The organism is Streptococcus sp. HMSC36C04 (genome assembly GCF_001839535.1).
GTDB classification, from domain to species: Bacteria; Bacillota; Bacilli; order Lactobacillales; family Streptococcaceae; genus Streptococcus; species Streptococcus hominis.
Map to the genome: position 1 here is coordinate 58381 of NZ_KV841598.1, position 17715 is coordinate 76095.

The following is a 17715-nucleotide window of genomic DNA, read 5'->3' on the forward strand; positions in this document are numbered from 1 at the left end:
TAGAGCTGTGCTGTTTCGAATGGTTCCAAAACAACGCAAGCAAAACAGGCAGGGTTTGGAAAGTTTTAGAGCTGTGCTGTTTCGAATGGTTCCAAAACAATTGGGGAAAGCTGGCTCTTTGGATGTTAAGTTTTAGAGCTGTGCTGTTTCGAATGGTTCCAAAACTACGAGGGAACGAGCGGATATGACAACGTTGTTTTAGAGCTGTGCTGTTTCGAATGGTTCCAAAACTAGAACAGGTCCTTATAATAATGTGGCTATGTTTTAGAGCTGTGCTGTTTCGAATGGTTCCAAAACCGTGGTCACTACATCAGCTAGTGTCAATAAGTTTTAGAGCTGTGCTGTTTCGAATGGTTCCAAAACACAATACATTTTAATCATAGGGCTTGCAAATTTTTCCAATCGTGTTATAATACTTTTTAGAGACATATCACCTACAGGAAATCTTTCAGAGAGCGTGTGGAGCTGGGAATCACGCAGAGGATGTAGCTGGGACTACTCGATTTGTTTTTATGCAAACATGAAACGGTGGCTACGTTAGAGCCAATCAGAGGTGTCAACAAACTTTTTTGTTGTACATGAATGAAGGTGGAACCACGTTGCGACGTCCTTTTAGGATTGTCGCTTTTTATTTTGTCGGAAGGAGGAAGAGTTATGCTCTATATGATTGGTGGATCGCCTTACAGCGGGAAGTCAACAATTGCTTTCCTTCTTGCTCGGAAGTACGATCTGCTTCATATCAAGTTAGATGATTTGACAGACCAGATGATGGATCAAGCAAGAGCGAACGCAAAGCCGATTTCCCTTCTGAGACAGGACAGAAGTCCGGATCAAATCTGGTTGAGACATCCAAAGGAGATGGCAGATGAAGAATGGCGTTTTTATGAGGAGATTTTTCCTTATGTAGCGTCTTACTTGCTAGAACACCAAGAGAAGCCACTTTTGGTGGAGGGAGCAGGGCTGTTGCCTCACTTGGTAAAAAGCCTAGACGGACCAGCGGTTTCCTATCTATGCTTGACTCCGACAGCTGATTTTCAGACAAAGCATTATCAGCAGAGAGAATGGGTTCCCTATGTTTTAGAGGACACATCCAATCCCGAGCAAGCTTTTGAAAACTGGATGCAGCGGGACATTCTTTTTGCCCAAATGGTGCGGAAGGAAGCAAAAAAATTAGGCTATCCTAGCCTTATGACAGACGGCAGTCGATCGGAAAAGGAGACCGCTGAAGAGATTGCTCGGCTCTTAAAATTGCCCAATATAAATAAAATAGATATTAAAGGAGAAAACTATGATTAAGATTACTTTCCCAGATGGTGCTGTTCGTGAATATGAATCAGGCAGCACGACTTTTGAAATTGCTCAATCTATCAGCAATTCCTTAGCTAAAAAAGCTTTGGCTGGTAAATTCAACGGTAAACTCATTGATATCACTCGTGCCATTACAGAAGATGGATCGATTGAGATTGTAACACCTGACCATGAAAACGCTTTGGATATCTTGCGTCACTCTGCTGCTCACTTGTTCGCTCAAGCTGCTCGTCGTCTCTTCCCAGACATTCACTTGGGAGTTGGTCCAGCTATTCAGGACGGATTTTACTATGATACGGACAATGTTGCTGGTCAGATTTCCAACGAAGATTTGCCTCGTATCGAAGAAGAAATGAAGAAGATTGTCAAGGAGAATTTCCCGTCAATTCGCGAAGAAGTGACAAAAGATCAGGCACGAGAAATTTTCAAGAATGATCCTTACAAGTTGGAATTGATTGAGGAGCATTCAGAAGACGAAGGAGGGCTTACAATCTACCGTCAAGGAGAATATGTGGATCTCTGTCGTGGACCTCATGTACCGTCAACTGGGCGTATTCAAATTTTCCATTTGTTAAATGTAGCGGGTGCTTACTGGCGTGGAAATAGCGACAATGCTATGATGCAACGTATTTATGGAACAGCTTGGTTTGATAAGAAAGACCTAAAAAACTATCTCCAAATGCGTGAAGAAGCGAAGGAACGTGACCACCGTAAGCTCGGTAAAGAGTTGGATCTTTTCATGATTTCTCCTGAAGTTGGACAAGGACTTCCATTCTGGCTTCCAGATGGTGCGACTATTCGTCGTATCGTAGAGCGCTATATTACAGATCGCGAAGTCAATGACGGCTACCAACACGTGTATACGCCACCGCTTGCTAGTGTGGATTTATACAAAACTTCTGGTCACTGGGAACATTACCAAGAAGATATGTTCCCGCCAATGGATATGGGAGACGGTGAACAATTTGTTCTTCGTCCGATGAATTGCCCGCATCATATTGAGGTCTATAAAAACCATGTGCATTCTTATCGTGAGCTGCCAATTCGCATTGCAGAACTTGGTATGATGCACCGTTTTGAAAAATCAGGTGCGCTCTCAGGACTCCAACGTGTCCGTGAAATGACGCTGAATGATTCTCACTTATTTGTCATGCCAGAACAAATTCAAGAAGAATTTAAACATGTGCTGGATTTGATGATTGACGTTTACAAAGACTTCAACATTACAGATTATCGTTTCCGTCTGTCTTATCGTGACCCGAATGACAAGCATAAATATTTTGATAATGATGAAATGTGGGAAAATGCTCAACGCATGTTAAAAGGAGCAATGGATGACTTAGGTTTGGATTACTTTGAGGCAGAAGGCGAAGCTGCTTTCTACGGTCCTAAGTTGGATGTCCAAGTAAAAACGGCTCTTGGAAATGAAGAAACTCTTTCCACTATTCAATTAGACTTCTTGCTACCAGAACGTTTCGACCTTCATTATGTTGGAGCAGACGGTGAAGAGCATCGTCCAGTCATGATTCACCGTGGTATTGTGTCTACGATGGAACGCTTTATTGCTTACTTGATTGAAACTTACAAAGGTGCGTTCCCAACTTGGCTGGCACCTCATCAAGTGACGGTCATTCCAATTTCTAATGAAGCGCATGCTGATTACGCTTGGAAAGTAGCGAAAGAACTGCGCAATCGTGGTGTCCGCGTGGATGTTGATGAACGCAATGAAAAAATGCAATACAAGATTCGTCAAAGTCAAACCCATAAAGTTCCTTACCAATTGATTGTAGGGGACAAGGAACAAGCAGACGGTACGGTGAATGTTCGTCGTTACGGAAGTAAACAAACACATACAGAAACAGTTGCAGAATTTGTAAATCATATTTTGGCAGATATTGCTAGAAAATCATGCCTAGATGATAGAGAACAATGATGATATGATTGCATATAAAAATGTGCACTAGAGAATTATAACATGTATTCTGTCATCTCACTTTACAATCTTTCAATTTCTGAGCTTAAGCTAGAAAAGATATAAATCAAAAACTCTATTTCTAAAAGGGATTTTCCCGATTAGAAATAGAGTTTTTTAGTTTATCATTGCCAAGCATCGTAATCAAAGGTTTGTAAAATCGTATTCGTCATTTCTTCAGGTGTTTCTTTAACTCCACTTGAAATCCAGAGTGAGATAATGCCCTCTACGCTAGATAAAAAGACTTCCAGCGCATATTTTTTAGAAATGGTGAAATTTTCTTTTAAAAAGTATTCGGTTTGAAGTCTGTGTTGCTCGTTAGTTAAAATGCTAAGCATGAATTCACGGATTGTTTCACGGAAATTGAGGTAATGACTTTGAGAAACGGCATAAATCAGGTCATAATTTTGTTGGAGATAGCTTAGATTGGTAATGAGTAGGTCACGCGTGTTTGTCGTTTCTTCAAAATTTTTGCGCAATTGAGCGATGATTTCTTCTTTTAGCGTTTCAATTAAATCGTATTTATCAAGATAGTGAAGATAAAAAGTTCCACGATTGATACCTGCCCGTTGGCAGAGTTTACTAACGGAAATTGTTTCAAATTTTTCTTCTAACAAGAGTTGAATGAGAGCTTCTCTGATGTGTTGTTTGGTTGCTGTTTGCCGATTTTGCATCATAATACTCCTTAAATGAACACTCTGTTGATGATTGATGATTGCCTTTATGTTGAGTCTATTTTATAATAAAGATAGGAACAAATCAACAGCTTGTTTATTTAATTGGACATGGAAACTGAAAGAGGAAAAGGCGATGGCTTATATTGAAATGAAGCATAGTTACAAACGGTATCAAATGGGAGACACAGAAATCATTGCTAACAATGACATTTCTTTTGACATCGAAAAAGGAGAATTAGTCATCATTCTTGGAGCTTCTGGCGCTGGAAAATCGACGATTCTGAATATTCTTGGCGGAATGGACAGCAATGATGAGGGAGATGTGTTGATTGACGGGCAAAATATAGCGCATTACAATGCTCATCAACTGACAGACTATCGGAGAAATGATGTTGGTTTCGTCTTTCAATTTTATAATTTAGTTCCTAATCTGACGGCGTTAGAAAATGTTGAATTAGCTTCTGAAATTGTTCAAGATGCGCAGGATGCAGCAGAGGCATTAGCAGCAGTTGGTTTGGGAAATCGGCTGCATAATTTTCCTGCTCAATTGTCCGGTGGTGAGCAGCAACGGGTTTCCATTGCGCGTGCTGTGGCGAAAAATCCCAAAATTTTGCTTTGCGATGAACCAACAGGCGCGCTAGATTATAAAACTGGTAAGCAAGTGCTGCAAATTCTTCAAGATATGTCACGCAAGCAAGGTGCGACAGTTATTATCGTAACTCATAATGGTGCATTGGCTCCAATCGCAGACCGCGTGATTCGCATGCACGATGCACGGATTCAGTCCGTCACTTTGAATGAACATCCTCAAGACATTGCAAGTCTAGAGTATTAGCAAGGAGTGGTGATATGAAAAAATCCATTCTAAATAAGGACATCGGGCTCTCTTTTCATCAATCCAAAGGACGCTTTCTGTCCATTATGTTTTTGATGATGTTAGGTTCTTTTACGCTAGTGGGACTGAAAGCAGCCAGTCCAGATATTGAAAACTCAGCCAATCGTTATCTTTCACAGATGAAAATGATGGATTTGGCAGTGATGTCAGACTATGGTATCAGCAAAGCTGACCAAAAAGAACTGAATACCATCTCAAATGCACATGTAGAATATGGTTATTTTACAGATACGGTGATTGGGGATAGCTCAACTTCTGTTCGAGTTTTTTCTCAGACAAATAAAATTTCTAAGTTCAAGCTTGTCTCAGGTCATTTTCCAAGCAAGGAAAATCAAGTGGCTTTGGCTAGTTTTTATCAAGGAAAATATAAGATTGGTGATAGCATTACTTTAAACGAGGAAGGAACCAATGATTATGCTTTGAAGCAACATACCTTTACGGTGACAGGGTTCGTCAATTCAAGTGAATTGGCGTCAACCATTTCTCTTGGTAATTCTAACTCAGGGAGTGGTACTTTGTCTGCTTATGCAGTGGTGACACCCAAAACATTTCAAAGTTCAGTCTATACAGTTGCTCGTTTGAGGTATGATAATTTAAAAACGCTCAATTCTTTTGGAGATTCCTATCGAAAAAAGATAAAGCAACATGAAAATGAGTTAGAAAAGCTACTGGCTGATAATGGGAAAAATCGTTTATCAGAGATAAAAAATCAAGCGCAGACAAAAATTGCGGACGGAGAAGCAAACATTCGAACTTCTCAACAAGCATTGACAGATGCCAGGCAACAACTAACGGTTGCGCAGGAGCAAATTGATCAAAAAAGAGCAGATTTAGAGCTTGCTCAAGGTCAGATAACTGAAAAAGAAAGCTTACTTGCGCAAGGAGCTGCTCAAATTGCACAGGCTGAACAAACTTTAGCAAGCTCGAAAGAAAAATTAGATACAGCCGCCGCTCAACTGTCTTCGGGTTGGGCACAATTGAACCAAACGAAAACCCAATTAGATCAGGCAGCTAGTCAATTGTCTGCTGCAAAAGAAAATAGAACAAATGCTCAAGCTACATTGGCTGCAACGCAGGCAGAATTGGAAAAAGGTCAAACGCAACTTGTAGCTGCAAAAGCTGATTTGCAGGTAAAGATAGCTGCGTTGCAAGCGCAAGGAATTGATCCAGCAACAGTGCCAGAAATTGTGGCAGCACAAACTAAACTAGCACAAGAAGAAACGAAATTAAATTTTGCGCGTGCAGAACTGGAGAAAAAGCAGGCTGAATTTCAAACTGGACTGACGCAGTATCAAAACCAAGAAGCGCTTTATCAAGCAGGACTTGCCCAATACCAATCTGCGGCTGAGGCATTGAATGCGAAACAAGCTGAATATGACGCAGGCTTGGCTCAATATCAAAGTGGTCAGGCAACCTTAAGAAATAAACAAGTCGAATACCAAGCAGGTCAAGCCCAATTGGCGCAAGCAAAACAACAAATCGCAGATGGTCAGACGCAATTGAACCAAGTTCAGGCAACATTGAACGATAAAAAAACTGAATACGAAAAGCAAAAGAAAGATGCTGAAACAAAAATAAAAAATGGGCAAGCAGACATTCAAAAGGCAAAAGATGAAGTAGCTGGCTTGTCTGTACCAACCTACCGTGTGTATACACGTCGGACATTTCCAGGAGCTGACGAGTACACAACAACGGGGAATCGTGCTTATGGCATCTCAGCTGTAGGGAATGCTTTCCCGATTGTACTGTATCTGGTAGCTGCCCTTGTAACGGTAACGACCATGACGCGTTTTGTCAGCGAAGAACGCACAAATGCAGGTGTTTTAAAAGCTTTGGGTTATCGGAACCAAGATGTCGTTAAGAAATTTGCCGTCTATGGCTTGGTTTCAAGTTTAATCGGTTCAGTAATTGGAATTTTAGCGGGGACTTATTTCTTGCCTTATATTTTAGGGAAAACTATTTTTAAGACATCAACTTATCCAGCTTTGCGATTAGACTTTTATTGGGAAATTAGTCTCATTGCTCTTTTATGCTCGGTCTTGTGTGGCGTCGCACCAGCTCTTTATATTGCCCACAAAGAGTTGAAAGAAAAACCATCTCAATTATTGTTGCCTAAGGCACCTACCAAAGGTTCAAAAATCTTGCTAGAGCGGATTGACTTCATTTGGCGTCGACTCAGCTTTACGCAAAAAGTGACAGCTCGAAATATCTTTCGTTACAAGCAAAGAATGTTGATGACCATTTTTGGTGTGGCAGGCTCCGTCGCTCTCTTATTTGCCGGTCTGGGGATGTCTTCTTCCATGGAAGGTATAGGAAATCGACAGTATGGAGAAATTATCAAATATGATGCTGTTATTTCGCAAAAACATCATCTCAAATCAGACGAGCAAGCAGCAATCAATCATTTATTAGCAGATAAAAAAATAGCTAAAAAGCACGGTATTTATCAAGAAACATTTACCAAAAAAATTAAAGGAGCAAAAGATGAACAATCTCTCGCGTTATTTGTGACAACAGGCAAGGATTTTTATCATTTCATAGAGTTATATGATAGTCAAAGCAAAGCGAGCTTGAACTTGTCTTCGCATGGAGCAGTCATTTCTCAGAAATTAGCAACCATTATGCATGTTTCTGTTGGAGATGTCTTTGAGGTGACTTCTGATGAGGGGAGACGCTATAAAATCAAAGTTTCTGGTATCGCTGAAATGTATGCAGGGCATTTTATATTTATGAATCAGGACTATTATCAAACGGTATTTGCTCGCAAATTCCAAGAAAATGCTTATCTGATAAAATTGAAAGATTCCTCTAGTAAAAATATACAGGATACCGCAGCAGCCTTCATGAAATTAACAGGTGTGCGAGCAGTAGTACAAAATACAGGCATTTTGGAGCAAATTGATGTCATTGTCAAATCTCTTGGCTTTGTAATGCAGATTTTAACCTTTGCCTCTATTTTACTAGCCATTGTGATTCTTTATAACTTGATGAACATCAATATTGCGGAGCGGATTCGAGAATTATCAACGATTAAAGTATTGGGGTTCCATAATAAGGAAGTCACATTTTATATTTATCGAGAAACCATTCTTTTGTCTGTTATTGGTATTATCGTAGGCTTGTTTTTGGGGAATATCTTACATCGCTCCCTTTTAGAGACGATTGCCCCAGACGCCTTTCTGCTCAATCCGGCAGTATCGGTATTTGTCTATCTTGTACCAGTCTTTTCTATCATCATGATTTTGATTGTCTTAGGCTTTATGGTCAATGCAATATTGAGGCGTATTGACATGTTGGAAGCGTTGAAGTCGGTAGATTGATGAGGCAGTAAAACTTTCACTCAAACTTGGGAGTGGAAGTTTTTTCTTGGTTTGTTATAATATTTTTATAAAGGACAGACGAAACGGTACAATGAAACGAAAAATTGCTTTATTATCAGATATTCATGGAAATGTAACGGCATTAGAAGCTGTTTTGGCGGACGCTAAAAAGGAACAGGTGACCGATTACTGGTTTTTGGGAGATTTGTTGGCGCCGGGAACGGGGCGAAGGAAGATTCTTGACTTAATGGCTACTTTGCCAATCAGTCTCCAAGTGCGGGGAAATTGGGAGGATAGCATTTGGAATGCCCTTCATGGGAAATTAGACATTAGTCGCCCTAGTCATCTCTATATGATTTGTTTGTGCCAGTATCTTTTGGAAAAAGTCACGCCTGAAGAACTGAACCGACTGCATGAATTGCCTTTGCAGCTTTTGACAAAAGTTGGCGATTTAGAAATCGCTGTGACTCATCATTTGCCAGATAAAAATTGGGGCCGAGAGTTGATTCACATTGGTCAACAAGAGAACTTTGATCGCCTGTTTGAAGGAAATCATTGTGCAATTGCCATTTATGGTCATATTCATCAGCAATTTCTTCGTTATGCGACGGGTGGACAGATGATTATCAATCCAGGCTCTATCGGTCAGCCTTTCTTTCTAGATGCTTGTTTGCGAAAGGATCTGCGAGCTCAGTATGCTATTTTAAAAATTGATGAACAAGGCTTAGCAGAGGTTGACTTTAGGCGAGTTGCTTATGACGTAAACAAAGAATTGGAACTGGCGAGAACATTGAAGTTACCTTATTATGAAGTGTATTACGAAAGTCTAGTCAATGGGATTCATCACACCCATAACCATGATTTACTTCGAGCAATTAGTGAGCGAGAAGACTATGTTGCGCAGCTTAAGGAGTTTTTTAGACGTAATATATGAAGTCACAACGTAAATAAAGTATATGAGTAATAGAAGCAGCAAATGAAAGGAGTTTAACATGCAAATTTCGAGTCGTTTTACCATTGCTACGCACATGTTGACTGTTATAGCACTAGAATGTCAAGAGCACAAAGTAACGAGTGATGTTCTAGCAGCTAGCGTTGGAGGGGAGGAGCTATCATTATGAGAGATTTAAAAGACATTACCCTCTTGGATGTCTATCAAGCAGTAGAATGCCTAGGCAAATCTGGACAACTCTTTAGCTTTCATGAGCATCCTAATCCATCTTGTCCCATTGGCAGAAATATTCATTTAGTTTTAGATGATAAATTAGCAGAAATTCAAGCAGCAATGGAAAAAGAATTGAGTAAAACCAGTCTTGCAGATGTCGTTGCATCCGCCCAAGAAGAGATACAAAAACAATCCGTTTCGTGAGAAATGGATTGTTTTTTGGAGAAAAAGAGGAGCTAAAAATAACAGTTGATTTCATAATCAAGAAAAACTTGCTGATAATCATAGAGGTCTTCCGGATGTAGAGCTTGCACATTTTCCATTTCATAAGAACGTTTTAGTAATTTATATTTATTTTCACCGAATTGATGAAAAGGTAAGAGTTGTACTTGGTCAATAGATAATTTTTTAAATAAAATAGCAAATTGTTCGGCATCTTCTAGAGAGTCATTAAAGCTAGGGATAACAGGAATACGCAGGACAATGGTTTTTTGTTGCGAAAAAGCATAATGAATATTTTTGATAATTAGTTCATTTTTGACCCCTGTGACTTTGCGGTGATTGATGGTGTTGTAATGTTTTAAGTCAGTATAGATAAAATCTACATACTGGAGCAAATCAACGAATTTGTTATGATCTACAAAGGCTGTCGTTTCAATCGCTGTATGGATACCTTTTTCTTTGGCAGCTTTAAGGATTGCTTTGGCAAATTCAAACTGAGCAAAAATTTCTCCGCCAGACAAGGTCAGGCCTCCACCTGATTCTTCATAAAATTCTCTATCTTTGAGAACTTCTTTGATAATCTCTTCAACGCTTTTTTCCTCTCCCATGGTGATAGTCTTTTTGCTAGAAGCGTCTAACATGGGCTCAGGTTTAAATTTCTGAGATTCTGGATTGGCACACCAAGGACAGCGTAAGGGACAGCCTTTTAGAAAAACAGTTGTCCGAATTCCTGGTCCGTCGTGAATACTAAAATGTTGAATATTAAAGATGATTCCTTTTTCTGCACTCATGATGTACACTCTTTTCTTGCTTATTTTTTTTTATTATACCAAACAAACGAAAGAAAAACAATTACGAATGAAACTATTTTTTATTTTATTTATTCCTTAAATTCTGTTAAAATAAAGAATGAGGTGAATAAAATGGAACGTTTAGATGAAATCGTTAAGCTCGTTTCGGAGTTTGAAAAAATTGATGTTAATACTTTATCTGATAAATTAAAAGTTTCTAAAGTAACGATTCGGAAAGATTTGGATAAGCTGGAAATGAAAGGCTTACTTCATCGGGAGCACGGTTATGCGGTCTTAAATAGTGGTGATGACTTGAATGTCCGGCTTTCTTTTCATTATGATACCAAGCGAAAGATAGCACAAGAAGCGGCAAAAATTGTTGCAGACAATGAAACGATTATCATTGAATCTGGTTCAACTTGTGCTCTGTTAGCTGAAGAAATCTGTCGTACTAAGAAGAATGTGAAAATTATTACAAATTCTTATTTTATCGCAGACTATGTGAGAAAAGTAGATTCTTGCAAGATTATCTTGCTAGGCGGTGAATTTCAGAACGATTCGCAAGTTACGGTCGGTCCTTTGCTTAAGGAAATGATTCAATTTTTCCATGTAGAACATGCTTTTGTAGGGACTGATGGCTATGATGAAGAGCTTGGTTTTACAGGTAAGGATTTAATGCGTAGCGAAGTGGTGCAATATATGTCGGAAGCATCTGATAAAATGATTGTGTTAACAGATTCGAGTAAATTTGATAAAAGAGGGACTGTCAAGCGTTTTGGTTTGAAACAGGTTTCGCAGGTGGTAACGGATCAAGCTATTCCGACAGCCGCAGTTCAACGCCTAAAAGCAGCCAATATAAAATTGACTCTAGTCTGATAAGTAGAGGGAGATAAGATGAAAAGTGAAAGAAAAAGGCTATTAGCTAAGATTGCTTATCTTTATTATGTAGAGGAGAAAAGTCAGGCAGAAATTGCAGCAGAGACAGGGATTTATCGGACAACTGTGAGTCGTATGCTGGCTGAAGCTAAAAAGGAAGGCATTGTCAAAATCGAGATTGAAGCCTTTGATACTCGTTTGTTTCATTTAGAAAATGTAGTGAAAGAGAAGTATGGGTTAAAAGGACTTGAAATCGTAGCAAATCAAGTGGATGATTCACCTTCTGATTTGGAGCAGCGGTTAGCTCAATCAGCGGCAGGAATGCTTCGGGGGATGATTGATGACAATGCTAAAGTTGGATTTTCATGGGGAAAGAGTCTTAGTCTCTTGGTAGAACACTCGGGCAGTCGGCACTTGAATAATGTGCATTTTTTTCCATTGGCTGGCGGACCTAGCCATATTCATGCTCGTTATCATGTTAATACCCTCATTTACAGTATGGCTAATAAATACCATGGGGATTGTCGCTTTATGAATGCGACGATTATACAGGAAGACGAGATCTTAGCAAAAGGAATTTTGTCTTCTAAATATTTTGAGGACTTAAAAAGAAGTTGGCAAGAACTAGATGTGGTTGTTGTTGGTATTGGCGGACAAGTGGATGAAAAGAATCGGCAGTGGTTGGATATGCTGACGGCTGAAGATTTTCGTACAGTGGAAAATGAAGGAGCTGTCGGAGAAATTTGTTGTCGCTTTTTTGATGAAAATGGTGAGTTGGTTGATGAACAGTTGCAAAATCGAACGGTTGCTATTTCTTTAGATTATTTAAAAACAGTTCCTCACAGTCTGGCTTTTGCCTATGGTCGTCAAAAAGCTGCCGCTATTTTGGCGGTTTTACGTGCTGGGTATGTCAACCATTTAGTTACAGATGAAGCAACTATTTTAAAAGTGTTGGAATTGGATAATAGTGCAGTTAATTAGTAGTTTATAACAGTTCTCCTTTTCCTCGTTATTTCATCTTCAAAAGGTCAAGAATAATGATTCTGACCTTTTTTATTTCACTTGATAAGCACAAATGTGCGATAAATATAAAAAAAGAGAATTTGTTCAGTGATATATTGACGGAATAAGAGAAAGATGATAAATTTGAGTTACAAACAAAAATAAAACGCTTTCAAATAAAAGAAAGATATATTTTGTAAATAAAAATAGGAGTAACGTTAAATATGGAAGTGATTGTAGCTGATCAAATCATTATGGGGTTAATCTTGCATGCTGGGGATGCCAAACAGCATATTTACCAAGCTTTATCATTAGCAAAAAATGGTGAGTTTGAAAAGTGTAATGAGTATCTAGAATTGGCAGATCAGGCATTATTAGAAGCTCATAATCTTCAAACGGAGTTTTTGGCACAGGAAGCGGGGGGAACAAAGACAGAAATTACAGCTTTGTTTGTCCACTCTCAGGATCATTTGATGACCAGTATTACAGAAATTAATCTTATCAAGGAAATCATTGACTTGAGAAAAGAATTACAAGTGAAAAAATAAATCATCAGGAGGATGAAGATATGATCAAAATTGGGTTGTTTTGTGCAGCAGGTTTTTCAACAGGAATGTTGGTCAATAATATGAAAATAGCTGCGAAAGAAGCTGGTTTAGAGGTTGAGATTGATGCTTATTCTCAGGCCAAGTTAGCAGATTATGCACCAAACTTGGATGTTGCTTTGTTAGGACCACAAGTAGCTTATACTTTGGATAAGTCAGCTGCCATTTGCGAAGAGAACCATATTCCAATTGCGGTTATTCCAATGGCGGATTATGGCATGCTAGATGGTAAAAAAGTATTGAATCTCGCTTTGGGGCTTTTGGAACAAAAACAAGGAGCTTAGTTATGGCTAAAGTAGATACTCAAAAAATTATTACGCCGATTATGAAATTTGTCAATATGCGCGGTATTATTGCCTTAAAGGATGGTATGTTGGCAATTCTGCCCTTGACAGTTGTTGGAAGTATCTTTCTGATTGTAGGACAGTTACCATTTGAAGGCCTCAATCAGGCGATTGCAGGCATTTTCGGGAAAAATTGGACCGAGCCATTTATGCAGGTTTACTCAGGAACTTTTGCGATTATGGGTTTGATTTCCTGTTTTTCTATAGGATATTCTTATGCTAAAAATAGTGGTGTAGAGCCTCTGCCGGCAGGTGTGTTATCTGTGTCTTCTTTCTTCATTCTTTTAAAATCTTCTTATATTCCAGAAAAAGGTGAAGAAATTACAGACGCGATTGCCAAGATTTGGTTTGGCGGTCAGGGGATTATTGGAGCCATTATTATTGGTTTGGTTGTCGGTAGTATCTATACCATGTTTATTCAAAAACATATTGTTATTAAGATGCCAGAGCAAGTTCCTCAAGCAATCGCCAAGCAATTTGAGGCTATGATTCCAGCTTTTGTGATATTCTTCCTTTCCATGGTAGTCTATATTCTTGCTAAAATGCTGACAAAGGGTGGTACTTTTATCGAAATGATTTACGGTGTGATTCAAGTACCGCTGCAAGGATTGACTGGTTCCCTTTACGGTGCAATCGGTATTGCCTTTTTCATCTCTTTCCTATGGTGGTTTGGTGTACACGGACAATCTGTTGTCAATGGTGTAGTGACCGCTCTCTTACTTTCAAATCTGGATGCTAATAAAGCCTTGCTTGCTGCTGGAAAGTTATCTGTTGGAAAAGGTGCTCACATTGTCACTCAGCAATTCTTGGATAGTTTCCTTATTTTGTCTGGTTCTGGTATTACTTTTGGTTTGGTGGTAGCCATGCTCTTTGCAGCTAAGTCTAAACAATACAAAGCACTAGGAAAGGTTGCTGCTTTTCCAGCAATCTTTAATGTCAATGAACCAGTTGTGTTTGGGTTTCCAATTGTTATGAATCCCGTCATGTTCTTGCCTTTTATTCTTGTACCTGTTTTAGCGGCTGTAATTGTTTATGGTTCTATAGCAATTGGCTTTATGCAGCCATTTTCAGGGGTGACCTTGCCATGGAGTACACCAGCTATTATTTCTGGTTTCTTAGTAGCAGGATGGCAGGGTGCTCTCATCCAAGTTGTCATTTTAGCTATGTCCACTCTCATCTATTTCCCATTCTTTAAATTCCAAGACAATCTTGCTTACAGTAATGAACTGAAAGCGGAAGGATAAACTACATTGTATCACTGTAAAGAAATTATTTTAACGTTGATTGAGCACAAATGTGCAAAAAATCTTTAATTCGATAATTGATTATAGATGATTGAATTTTTGCATCTTGCATGCTACAATAGTTACGAAAGAAATAAAAATAATTTCATAAGAAAGGTTGTGCTGTGATGCCTAATGTAAAAGAAATAGAAAAAACGACGATACAAACAAGTTATTTTGGTAGTTTAACGGACCGAATGAACAAGTATCGGGAAGATGTGCTGGACAAGAAACCTTATATTGATGCTGAACGTGCTGTTCTTGCAACAAGAGCTTATCAAGAGCATAAAGAAAAGCCAAATGTTCTGAAGCGTGCTTATATGCTTAAGGAAATTTTGGAAAATATGACGCTTTATATTGAAGATGAGACCATGATTGTTGGAAATCAGGCTTCATCTAATAAAGATGCACCTATTTTCCCAGAGTATACTTTAGAATTTGTACTCAATGAATTAGATCTTTTTGAAAAGCGTGATGGCGATGTTTTCTATATTACAGAGGAAACGAAAGAACAAATCCGGAGCATCGCTCCCTTCTGGGAAAACAATAACCTCCGTGCTAGAGCTGGGGCTTTACTTCCAGAAGAAGTTCAGGTTTATATGGAAACTGGCTTCTTTGGCATGGAAGGAAAGATGAACTCTGGTGATGCTCACTTGGCAGTCAACTATCAAAAATTGCTTCAATATGGTTTGAAAGGTTTTGAGGAAAAAGCTCGGGCAGCTAAGGAGGCCTTGGATTTGACAGATCCGGCTAGTATTGATAAATATCATTTCTATGATTCCATTTTCATTGTAGTGGATGCTGTGAAAGCTTATGCGGATCGTTTTGTCAAATTAGCTCAAGATATGGCAGAGTCTGCAAGCCCAGAGCGCCGTCAGGAATTATTGGAAATTGCTCGAATTTGCTCCAAAGTGCCTTACGAACCAGCGGAAACGTTTGCTGAAGCTATTCAGTCTGTCTGGTTTATCCAGTGTATTTTACAGATTGAGTCTAATGGTCACTCCCTCTCTTATGGGCGCTTTGACCAATACATGTATCCTTATGTTAAGTCGGACTTGGAAGCTGGTCGCGAGACGGAAGAAAGCATTGTCGAACGCTTAACCAATCTTTGGATTAAGACGATTACGATCAATAAAGTACGCAGTCAGGCTCATACTTTCTCATCTGCTGGTAGTCCTTTGTATCAAAATGTGACAATTGGTGGACAAACACGTGATAAAAAAGATGCTGTAAATCCCCTTTCATATCTGGTTTTGAGATCTGTTGCACAGACGCATTTGCCACAGCCGAACTTAACAGTTCGCTACCATGCTGGTCTAGATGCTCGTTTTATGAACGAATGCATAGAAGTTATGAAACTAGGTTTTGGAATGCCTGCTTTCAATAATGACGAGATTATTATTCCGTCCTTTATTGCCAAAGGCGTTTTGGAAGAAGATGCATACGACTACAGTGCTATCGGCTGTGTGGAGACAGCTGTGCCAGGTAAATGGGGTTATCGTTGCACGGGAATGAGCTATATGAATTTTCCTAAGGTGCTTCTCATCACTATGAACGATGGAATTGATCCCGCATCTGGCAAGCGTTTTGCACCAAGCTTTGGTCATTTTAAAGACATGAAGAGCTTTGCTGAGTTGCAAACGGCTTGGGACAAGACTTTGCGTCACTTGACTCGTATGAGTGTCATCGTGGAAAATTCTATCGACCTGTCTCTTGAAAGAGAAGTGCCGGATATCCTCTGCTCAGCTTTGACAGATGATTGTATCGGACGCGGTAAGCATTTGAAAGAGGGGGGAGCTGTCTATGACTATATTTCTGGTCTCCAAGTCGGTATTGCCAATCTATCAGACTCACTAGCAGCCATCAAGAAGCTAGTCTTTGAAGAAGGAAAACTGACTCCAGCTGAACTCTGGCATGCGCTTGAAACGGACTATGCAGGTGAGCGTGGCAAGGAGATTCAAGAGATGTTGATTTCTGATGCACCGAAATATGGTAATGATGATGATTACGCTGATAAGCTGGTGACTGATGCTTATGATATTTATGTGGATGAAATTGCTAAATATCCAAATACCCGTTATGGACGCGGTCCAATTGGCGGTATCCGCTATTCAGGAACATCTTCTATTTCAGCCAATGTTGGTCAAGGTCGCGGTACTTTGGCGACACCAGATGGCCGCAATGCAGGAACACCGCTCGCTGAAGGCTGTTCTCCATCTCACAATATGGACAAGAATGGTCCGACTTCTGTATTGAAATCTGTTTCTAAATTGCCGACAGATGAAATTGTTGGGGGCGTTCTGCTCAATCAAAAAGTGAATCCTCAGACCCTGTCTAAGGAAGAAGATAAAATTAAATTGATTGCTTTACTTCGTACGTTCTTTAACCGTTTGCACGGTTATCATATTCAATACAATGTTGTTTCTAGAGAAACCTTGATTGATGCGCAAAAGCATCCTGAAAAACACCGTGATTTGATTGTGCGTGTTGCAGGATATTCGGCATTCTTCAATGTACTCTCCAAAGCAACACAAGATGATATTATCGGACGTACAGAACACACATTATAAAAGAGGTCCAGTTTATGGAATTCATGCTTGATACATTAAATGTAGAAGAAATAAAAAAATGGTCGCAAGTTCTCCCCTTGGCAGGAGTGACTTCTAACCCGACCATCGCTAAAAAAGAGGGGGAGATTGATTTCTTTAAACGTATCCAAGAAGTTAGAGAAATTATTGGGGAAGCTCCTTCCATTCATATTCAGGTTGTTGCCAAAGATTATCAGGGAATTTTAAAAGATGCCGCTGAAATTCGCAAGCATTGTAGTGGAAATGTGTTTGTCAAAGTACCTGTAACCCCTGAAGGTTTAGCCGCTATAAAGGTTTTAAAAGCAGAAGGTTACAAGATTACGGCAACTGCTATTTATACCATTTTCCAAGGTTTATTAGCCATTCAAGCAGGCGCAGATTATTTAGCCCCTTATTATAACCGTATGGAAAATTTGAACATTGATTCAGATGCAGTTATTGGCCAATTGGCGGATGCGATTGCAGTAGAAGGTTCATCTAGCAAAATTTTAGCAGCTTCCTTTAAAAATGTAGGACAAGTCAACAAGGCTTTTGCTGATGGTACCCATGCTATTACAGCAGGTGCAGATGTCTTTGAATCAGCTTTTGCTATGCCGTCTATTTCAAAGGCAGTAGATGATTTTGCAGCAGATTGGTCATTCATTCATGGTCAAAAGTACATCTAATC

Annotated in this window: 14 protein-coding genes, 1 pseudogene and 1 CRISPR repeat array; of the genes and pseudogenes, 13 read left to right on the plus strand and 2 right to left on the minus strand. The window is 39.4% G+C overall.

Going from position 1 to position 17715, the window contains the following annotated elements; translation table 11 throughout:
• Positions 1–363: a CRISPR direct-repeat array (repeat unit 32 nt; unit sequence TAGAGCTGTGCTGTTTCGAATGGTTCCAAAAC).
• A 291-nt stretch (positions 364–654) separates the two neighbouring features.
• Both HMPREF3249_RS05760 and thrS read left to right on the plus strand, forming a co-directional pair.
• Complete coding sequence (locus HMPREF3249_RS05760) at positions 655–1296, plus strand: cytidylate kinase family protein (protein ID WP_049533135.1); 642 nt, start codon at positions 655–657, stop codon at positions 1294–1296.
• On the plus strand, positions 1289–3241 hold the full coding sequence (thrS, locus tag HMPREF3249_RS05765) for a threonine--tRNA ligase (RefSeq protein ID WP_070867515.1): 1953 nt from the start codon (positions 1289–1291) through the stop codon (positions 3239–3241). The genes HMPREF3249_RS05760 and thrS overlap by 8 nt, the downstream gene beginning before the upstream one ends.
• A gap of 164 nt (positions 3242–3405) precedes the next feature.
• Here thrS and HMPREF3249_RS05770 read toward each other — a convergent pair whose 3' ends face one another.
• Positions 3406–3957, minus strand: a complete 552-nt coding sequence (locus HMPREF3249_RS05770) for a TetR/AcrR family transcriptional regulator (RefSeq protein ID WP_083327760.1) — start codon at positions 3955–3957, stop codon at positions 3406–3408.
• A 133-nt stretch (positions 3958–4090) separates the two neighbouring features.
• Here HMPREF3249_RS05770 and HMPREF3249_RS05775 point away from each other — a divergent pair, with 133 nt between their 5' ends.
• The 4 genes and pseudogenes from HMPREF3249_RS05775 to HMPREF3249_RS05790 all read left to right on the plus strand — a co-directional run bounded on the left by HMPREF3249_RS05775 (position 4091) and on the right by HMPREF3249_RS05790 (position 9541).
• Positions 4091–4792: an ABC transporter ATP-binding protein gene (locus HMPREF3249_RS05775; protein ID WP_049507924.1), complete on the plus strand. Its 702-nt coding sequence runs from the start codon at positions 4091–4093 to the stop codon at positions 4790–4792.
• Positions 4793–4806: 14 nt separating this feature from the next.
• A complete protein-coding gene (locus tag HMPREF3249_RS05780) occupies positions 4807–8172 on the plus strand; it encodes an ABC transporter permease (RefSeq protein WP_059220940.1) in 3366 nt (1121 codons plus the stop codon).
• A gap of 91 nt (positions 8173–8263) precedes the next feature.
• Entirely contained in the window at positions 8264–9106 is an 843-nt protein-coding gene (locus HMPREF3249_RS05785) for a metallophosphoesterase family protein (RefSeq protein ID WP_049533106.1), read from the plus strand.
• 58 nt (positions 9107–9164) lie between these two features.
• Positions 9165–9541: pseudogene (locus HMPREF3249_RS05790) on the plus strand (Rrf2 family transcriptional regulator).
• Positions 9542–9573: 32 nt separating this feature from the next.
• On the opposite strand, the gene HMPREF3249_RS05795 reads toward HMPREF3249_RS05790, so the two are convergent.
• Positions 9574–10350: a glycyl-radical enzyme activating protein gene (locus HMPREF3249_RS05795; protein ID WP_003023885.1), complete on the minus strand. Its 777-nt coding sequence runs from the start codon at positions 10348–10350 to the stop codon at positions 9574–9576.
• A gap of 132 nt (positions 10351–10482) precedes the next feature.
• On the opposite strand from HMPREF3249_RS05795, the gene HMPREF3249_RS05800 reads away from it, so the two are divergent.
• The 7 genes from HMPREF3249_RS05800 (at position 10483) to HMPREF3249_RS05830 (ending at position 17713) form a co-directional block, all read left to right on the plus strand.
• On the plus strand, positions 10483–11226 hold the full coding sequence (locus HMPREF3249_RS05800; RefSeq protein ID WP_003028982.1) for a DeoR/GlpR family DNA-binding transcription regulator: 744 nt from the start codon (positions 10483–10485) through the stop codon (positions 11224–11226).
• Positions 11227–11244: 18 nt separating this feature from the next.
• On the plus strand, positions 11245–12207 hold the full coding sequence (locus HMPREF3249_RS05805; protein WP_003041417.1) for a sugar-binding transcriptional regulator: 963 nt from the start codon (positions 11245–11247) through the stop codon (positions 12205–12207).
• Between the two features lie 245 nt (positions 12208–12452).
• Entirely contained in the window at positions 12453–12776 is a 324-nt protein-coding gene (locus HMPREF3249_RS05810) for a PTS lactose/cellobiose transporter subunit IIA (protein WP_003023891.1), read from the plus strand.
• A gap of 20 nt (positions 12777–12796) precedes the next feature.
• The gene (locus HMPREF3249_RS05815) at positions 12797–13117 is read left to right on the plus strand and encodes a PTS sugar transporter subunit IIB (protein ID WP_003023895.1); all 321 of its coding nucleotides are present in this window, start codon (positions 12797–12799) and stop codon (positions 13115–13117) included.
• A 2-nt stretch (positions 13118–13119) separates the two neighbouring features.
• Positions 13120–14421 (plus strand): PTS sugar transporter subunit IIC, encoded by a 1302-nt coding sequence (locus HMPREF3249_RS05820; protein ID WP_022526286.1) that lies wholly within the window; start codon positions 13120–13122, stop codon positions 14419–14421.
• Positions 14422–14588: 167 nt separating this feature from the next.
• The gene (locus tag HMPREF3249_RS05825) at positions 14589–17030 is read left to right on the plus strand and encodes a glycyl radical protein (RefSeq protein WP_070867517.1); all 2442 of its coding nucleotides are present in this window, start codon (positions 14589–14591) and stop codon (positions 17028–17030) included.
• A gap of 14 nt (positions 17031–17044) precedes the next feature.
• Positions 17045–17713 carry a fructose-6-phosphate aldolase gene (locus HMPREF3249_RS05830; RefSeq protein WP_070867518.1) on the plus strand — a complete coding sequence of 223 codons (669 nt, stop codon included), beginning with the start codon at positions 17045–17047 and terminating at the stop codon, positions 17711–17713.
• Positions 17714–17715 lie beyond the last annotated feature (2 nt).

Excerpts from the sequence above, each read along its gene's own strand:
- HMPREF3249_RS05820 (WP_022526286.1), top strand. The coding sequence starts at position 13,120 with ATGGCTAAAGTAGATACTCAAAAAATTATTACGCCGATTATGAAATTT.
- HMPREF3249_RS05800 (WP_003028982.1), top strand. The coding sequence starts at position 10,483 with ATGGAACGTTTAGATGAAATCGTTAAGCTCGTTTCGGAGTTTGAAAAA.
- HMPREF3249_RS05775 (WP_049507924.1), top strand. The coding sequence starts at position 4,091 with ATGGCTTATATTGAAATGAAGCATAGTTACAAACGGTATCAAATGGGA.
- HMPREF3249_RS05770 (WP_083327760.1), bottom strand. The coding sequence starts at position 3,957 with ATGATGCAAAATCGGCAAACAGCAACCAAACAACACATCAGAGAAGCT.
- HMPREF3249_RS05760 (WP_049533135.1), top strand. The coding sequence starts at position 655 with ATGCTCTATATGATTGGTGGATCGCCTTACAGCGGGAAGTCAACAATT.
- HMPREF3249_RS05795 (WP_003023885.1), bottom strand. The coding sequence starts at position 10,350 with ATGAGTGCAGAAAAAGGAATCATCTTTAATATTCAACATTTTAGTATT.
- thrS (WP_070867515.1), top strand. The coding sequence starts at position 1,289 with ATGATTAAGATTACTTTCCCAGATGGTGCTGTTCGTGAATATGAATCA.
- HMPREF3249_RS05805 (WP_003041417.1), top strand. The coding sequence starts at position 11,245 with ATGAAAAGTGAAAGAAAAAGGCTATTAGCTAAGATTGCTTATCTTTAT.
- HMPREF3249_RS05830 (WP_070867518.1), top strand. The coding sequence starts at position 17,045 with ATGGAATTCATGCTTGATACATTAAATGTAGAAGAAATAAAAAAATGG.
- HMPREF3249_RS05810 (WP_003023891.1), top strand. The coding sequence starts at position 12,453 with ATGGAAGTGATTGTAGCTGATCAAATCATTATGGGGTTAATCTTGCAT.
- HMPREF3249_RS05825 (WP_070867517.1), top strand. The coding sequence starts at position 14,589 with ATGCCTAATGTAAAAGAAATAGAAAAAACGACGATACAAACAAGTTAT.
- HMPREF3249_RS05780 (WP_059220940.1), top strand. The coding sequence starts at position 4,807 with ATGAAAAAATCCATTCTAAATAAGGACATCGGGCTCTCTTTTCATCAA.
- HMPREF3249_RS05815 (WP_003023895.1), top strand. The coding sequence starts at position 12,797 with ATGATCAAAATTGGGTTGTTTTGTGCAGCAGGTTTTTCAACAGGAATG.
- HMPREF3249_RS05785 (WP_049533106.1), top strand. The coding sequence starts at position 8,264 with ATGAAACGAAAAATTGCTTTATTATCAGATATTCATGGAAATGTAACG.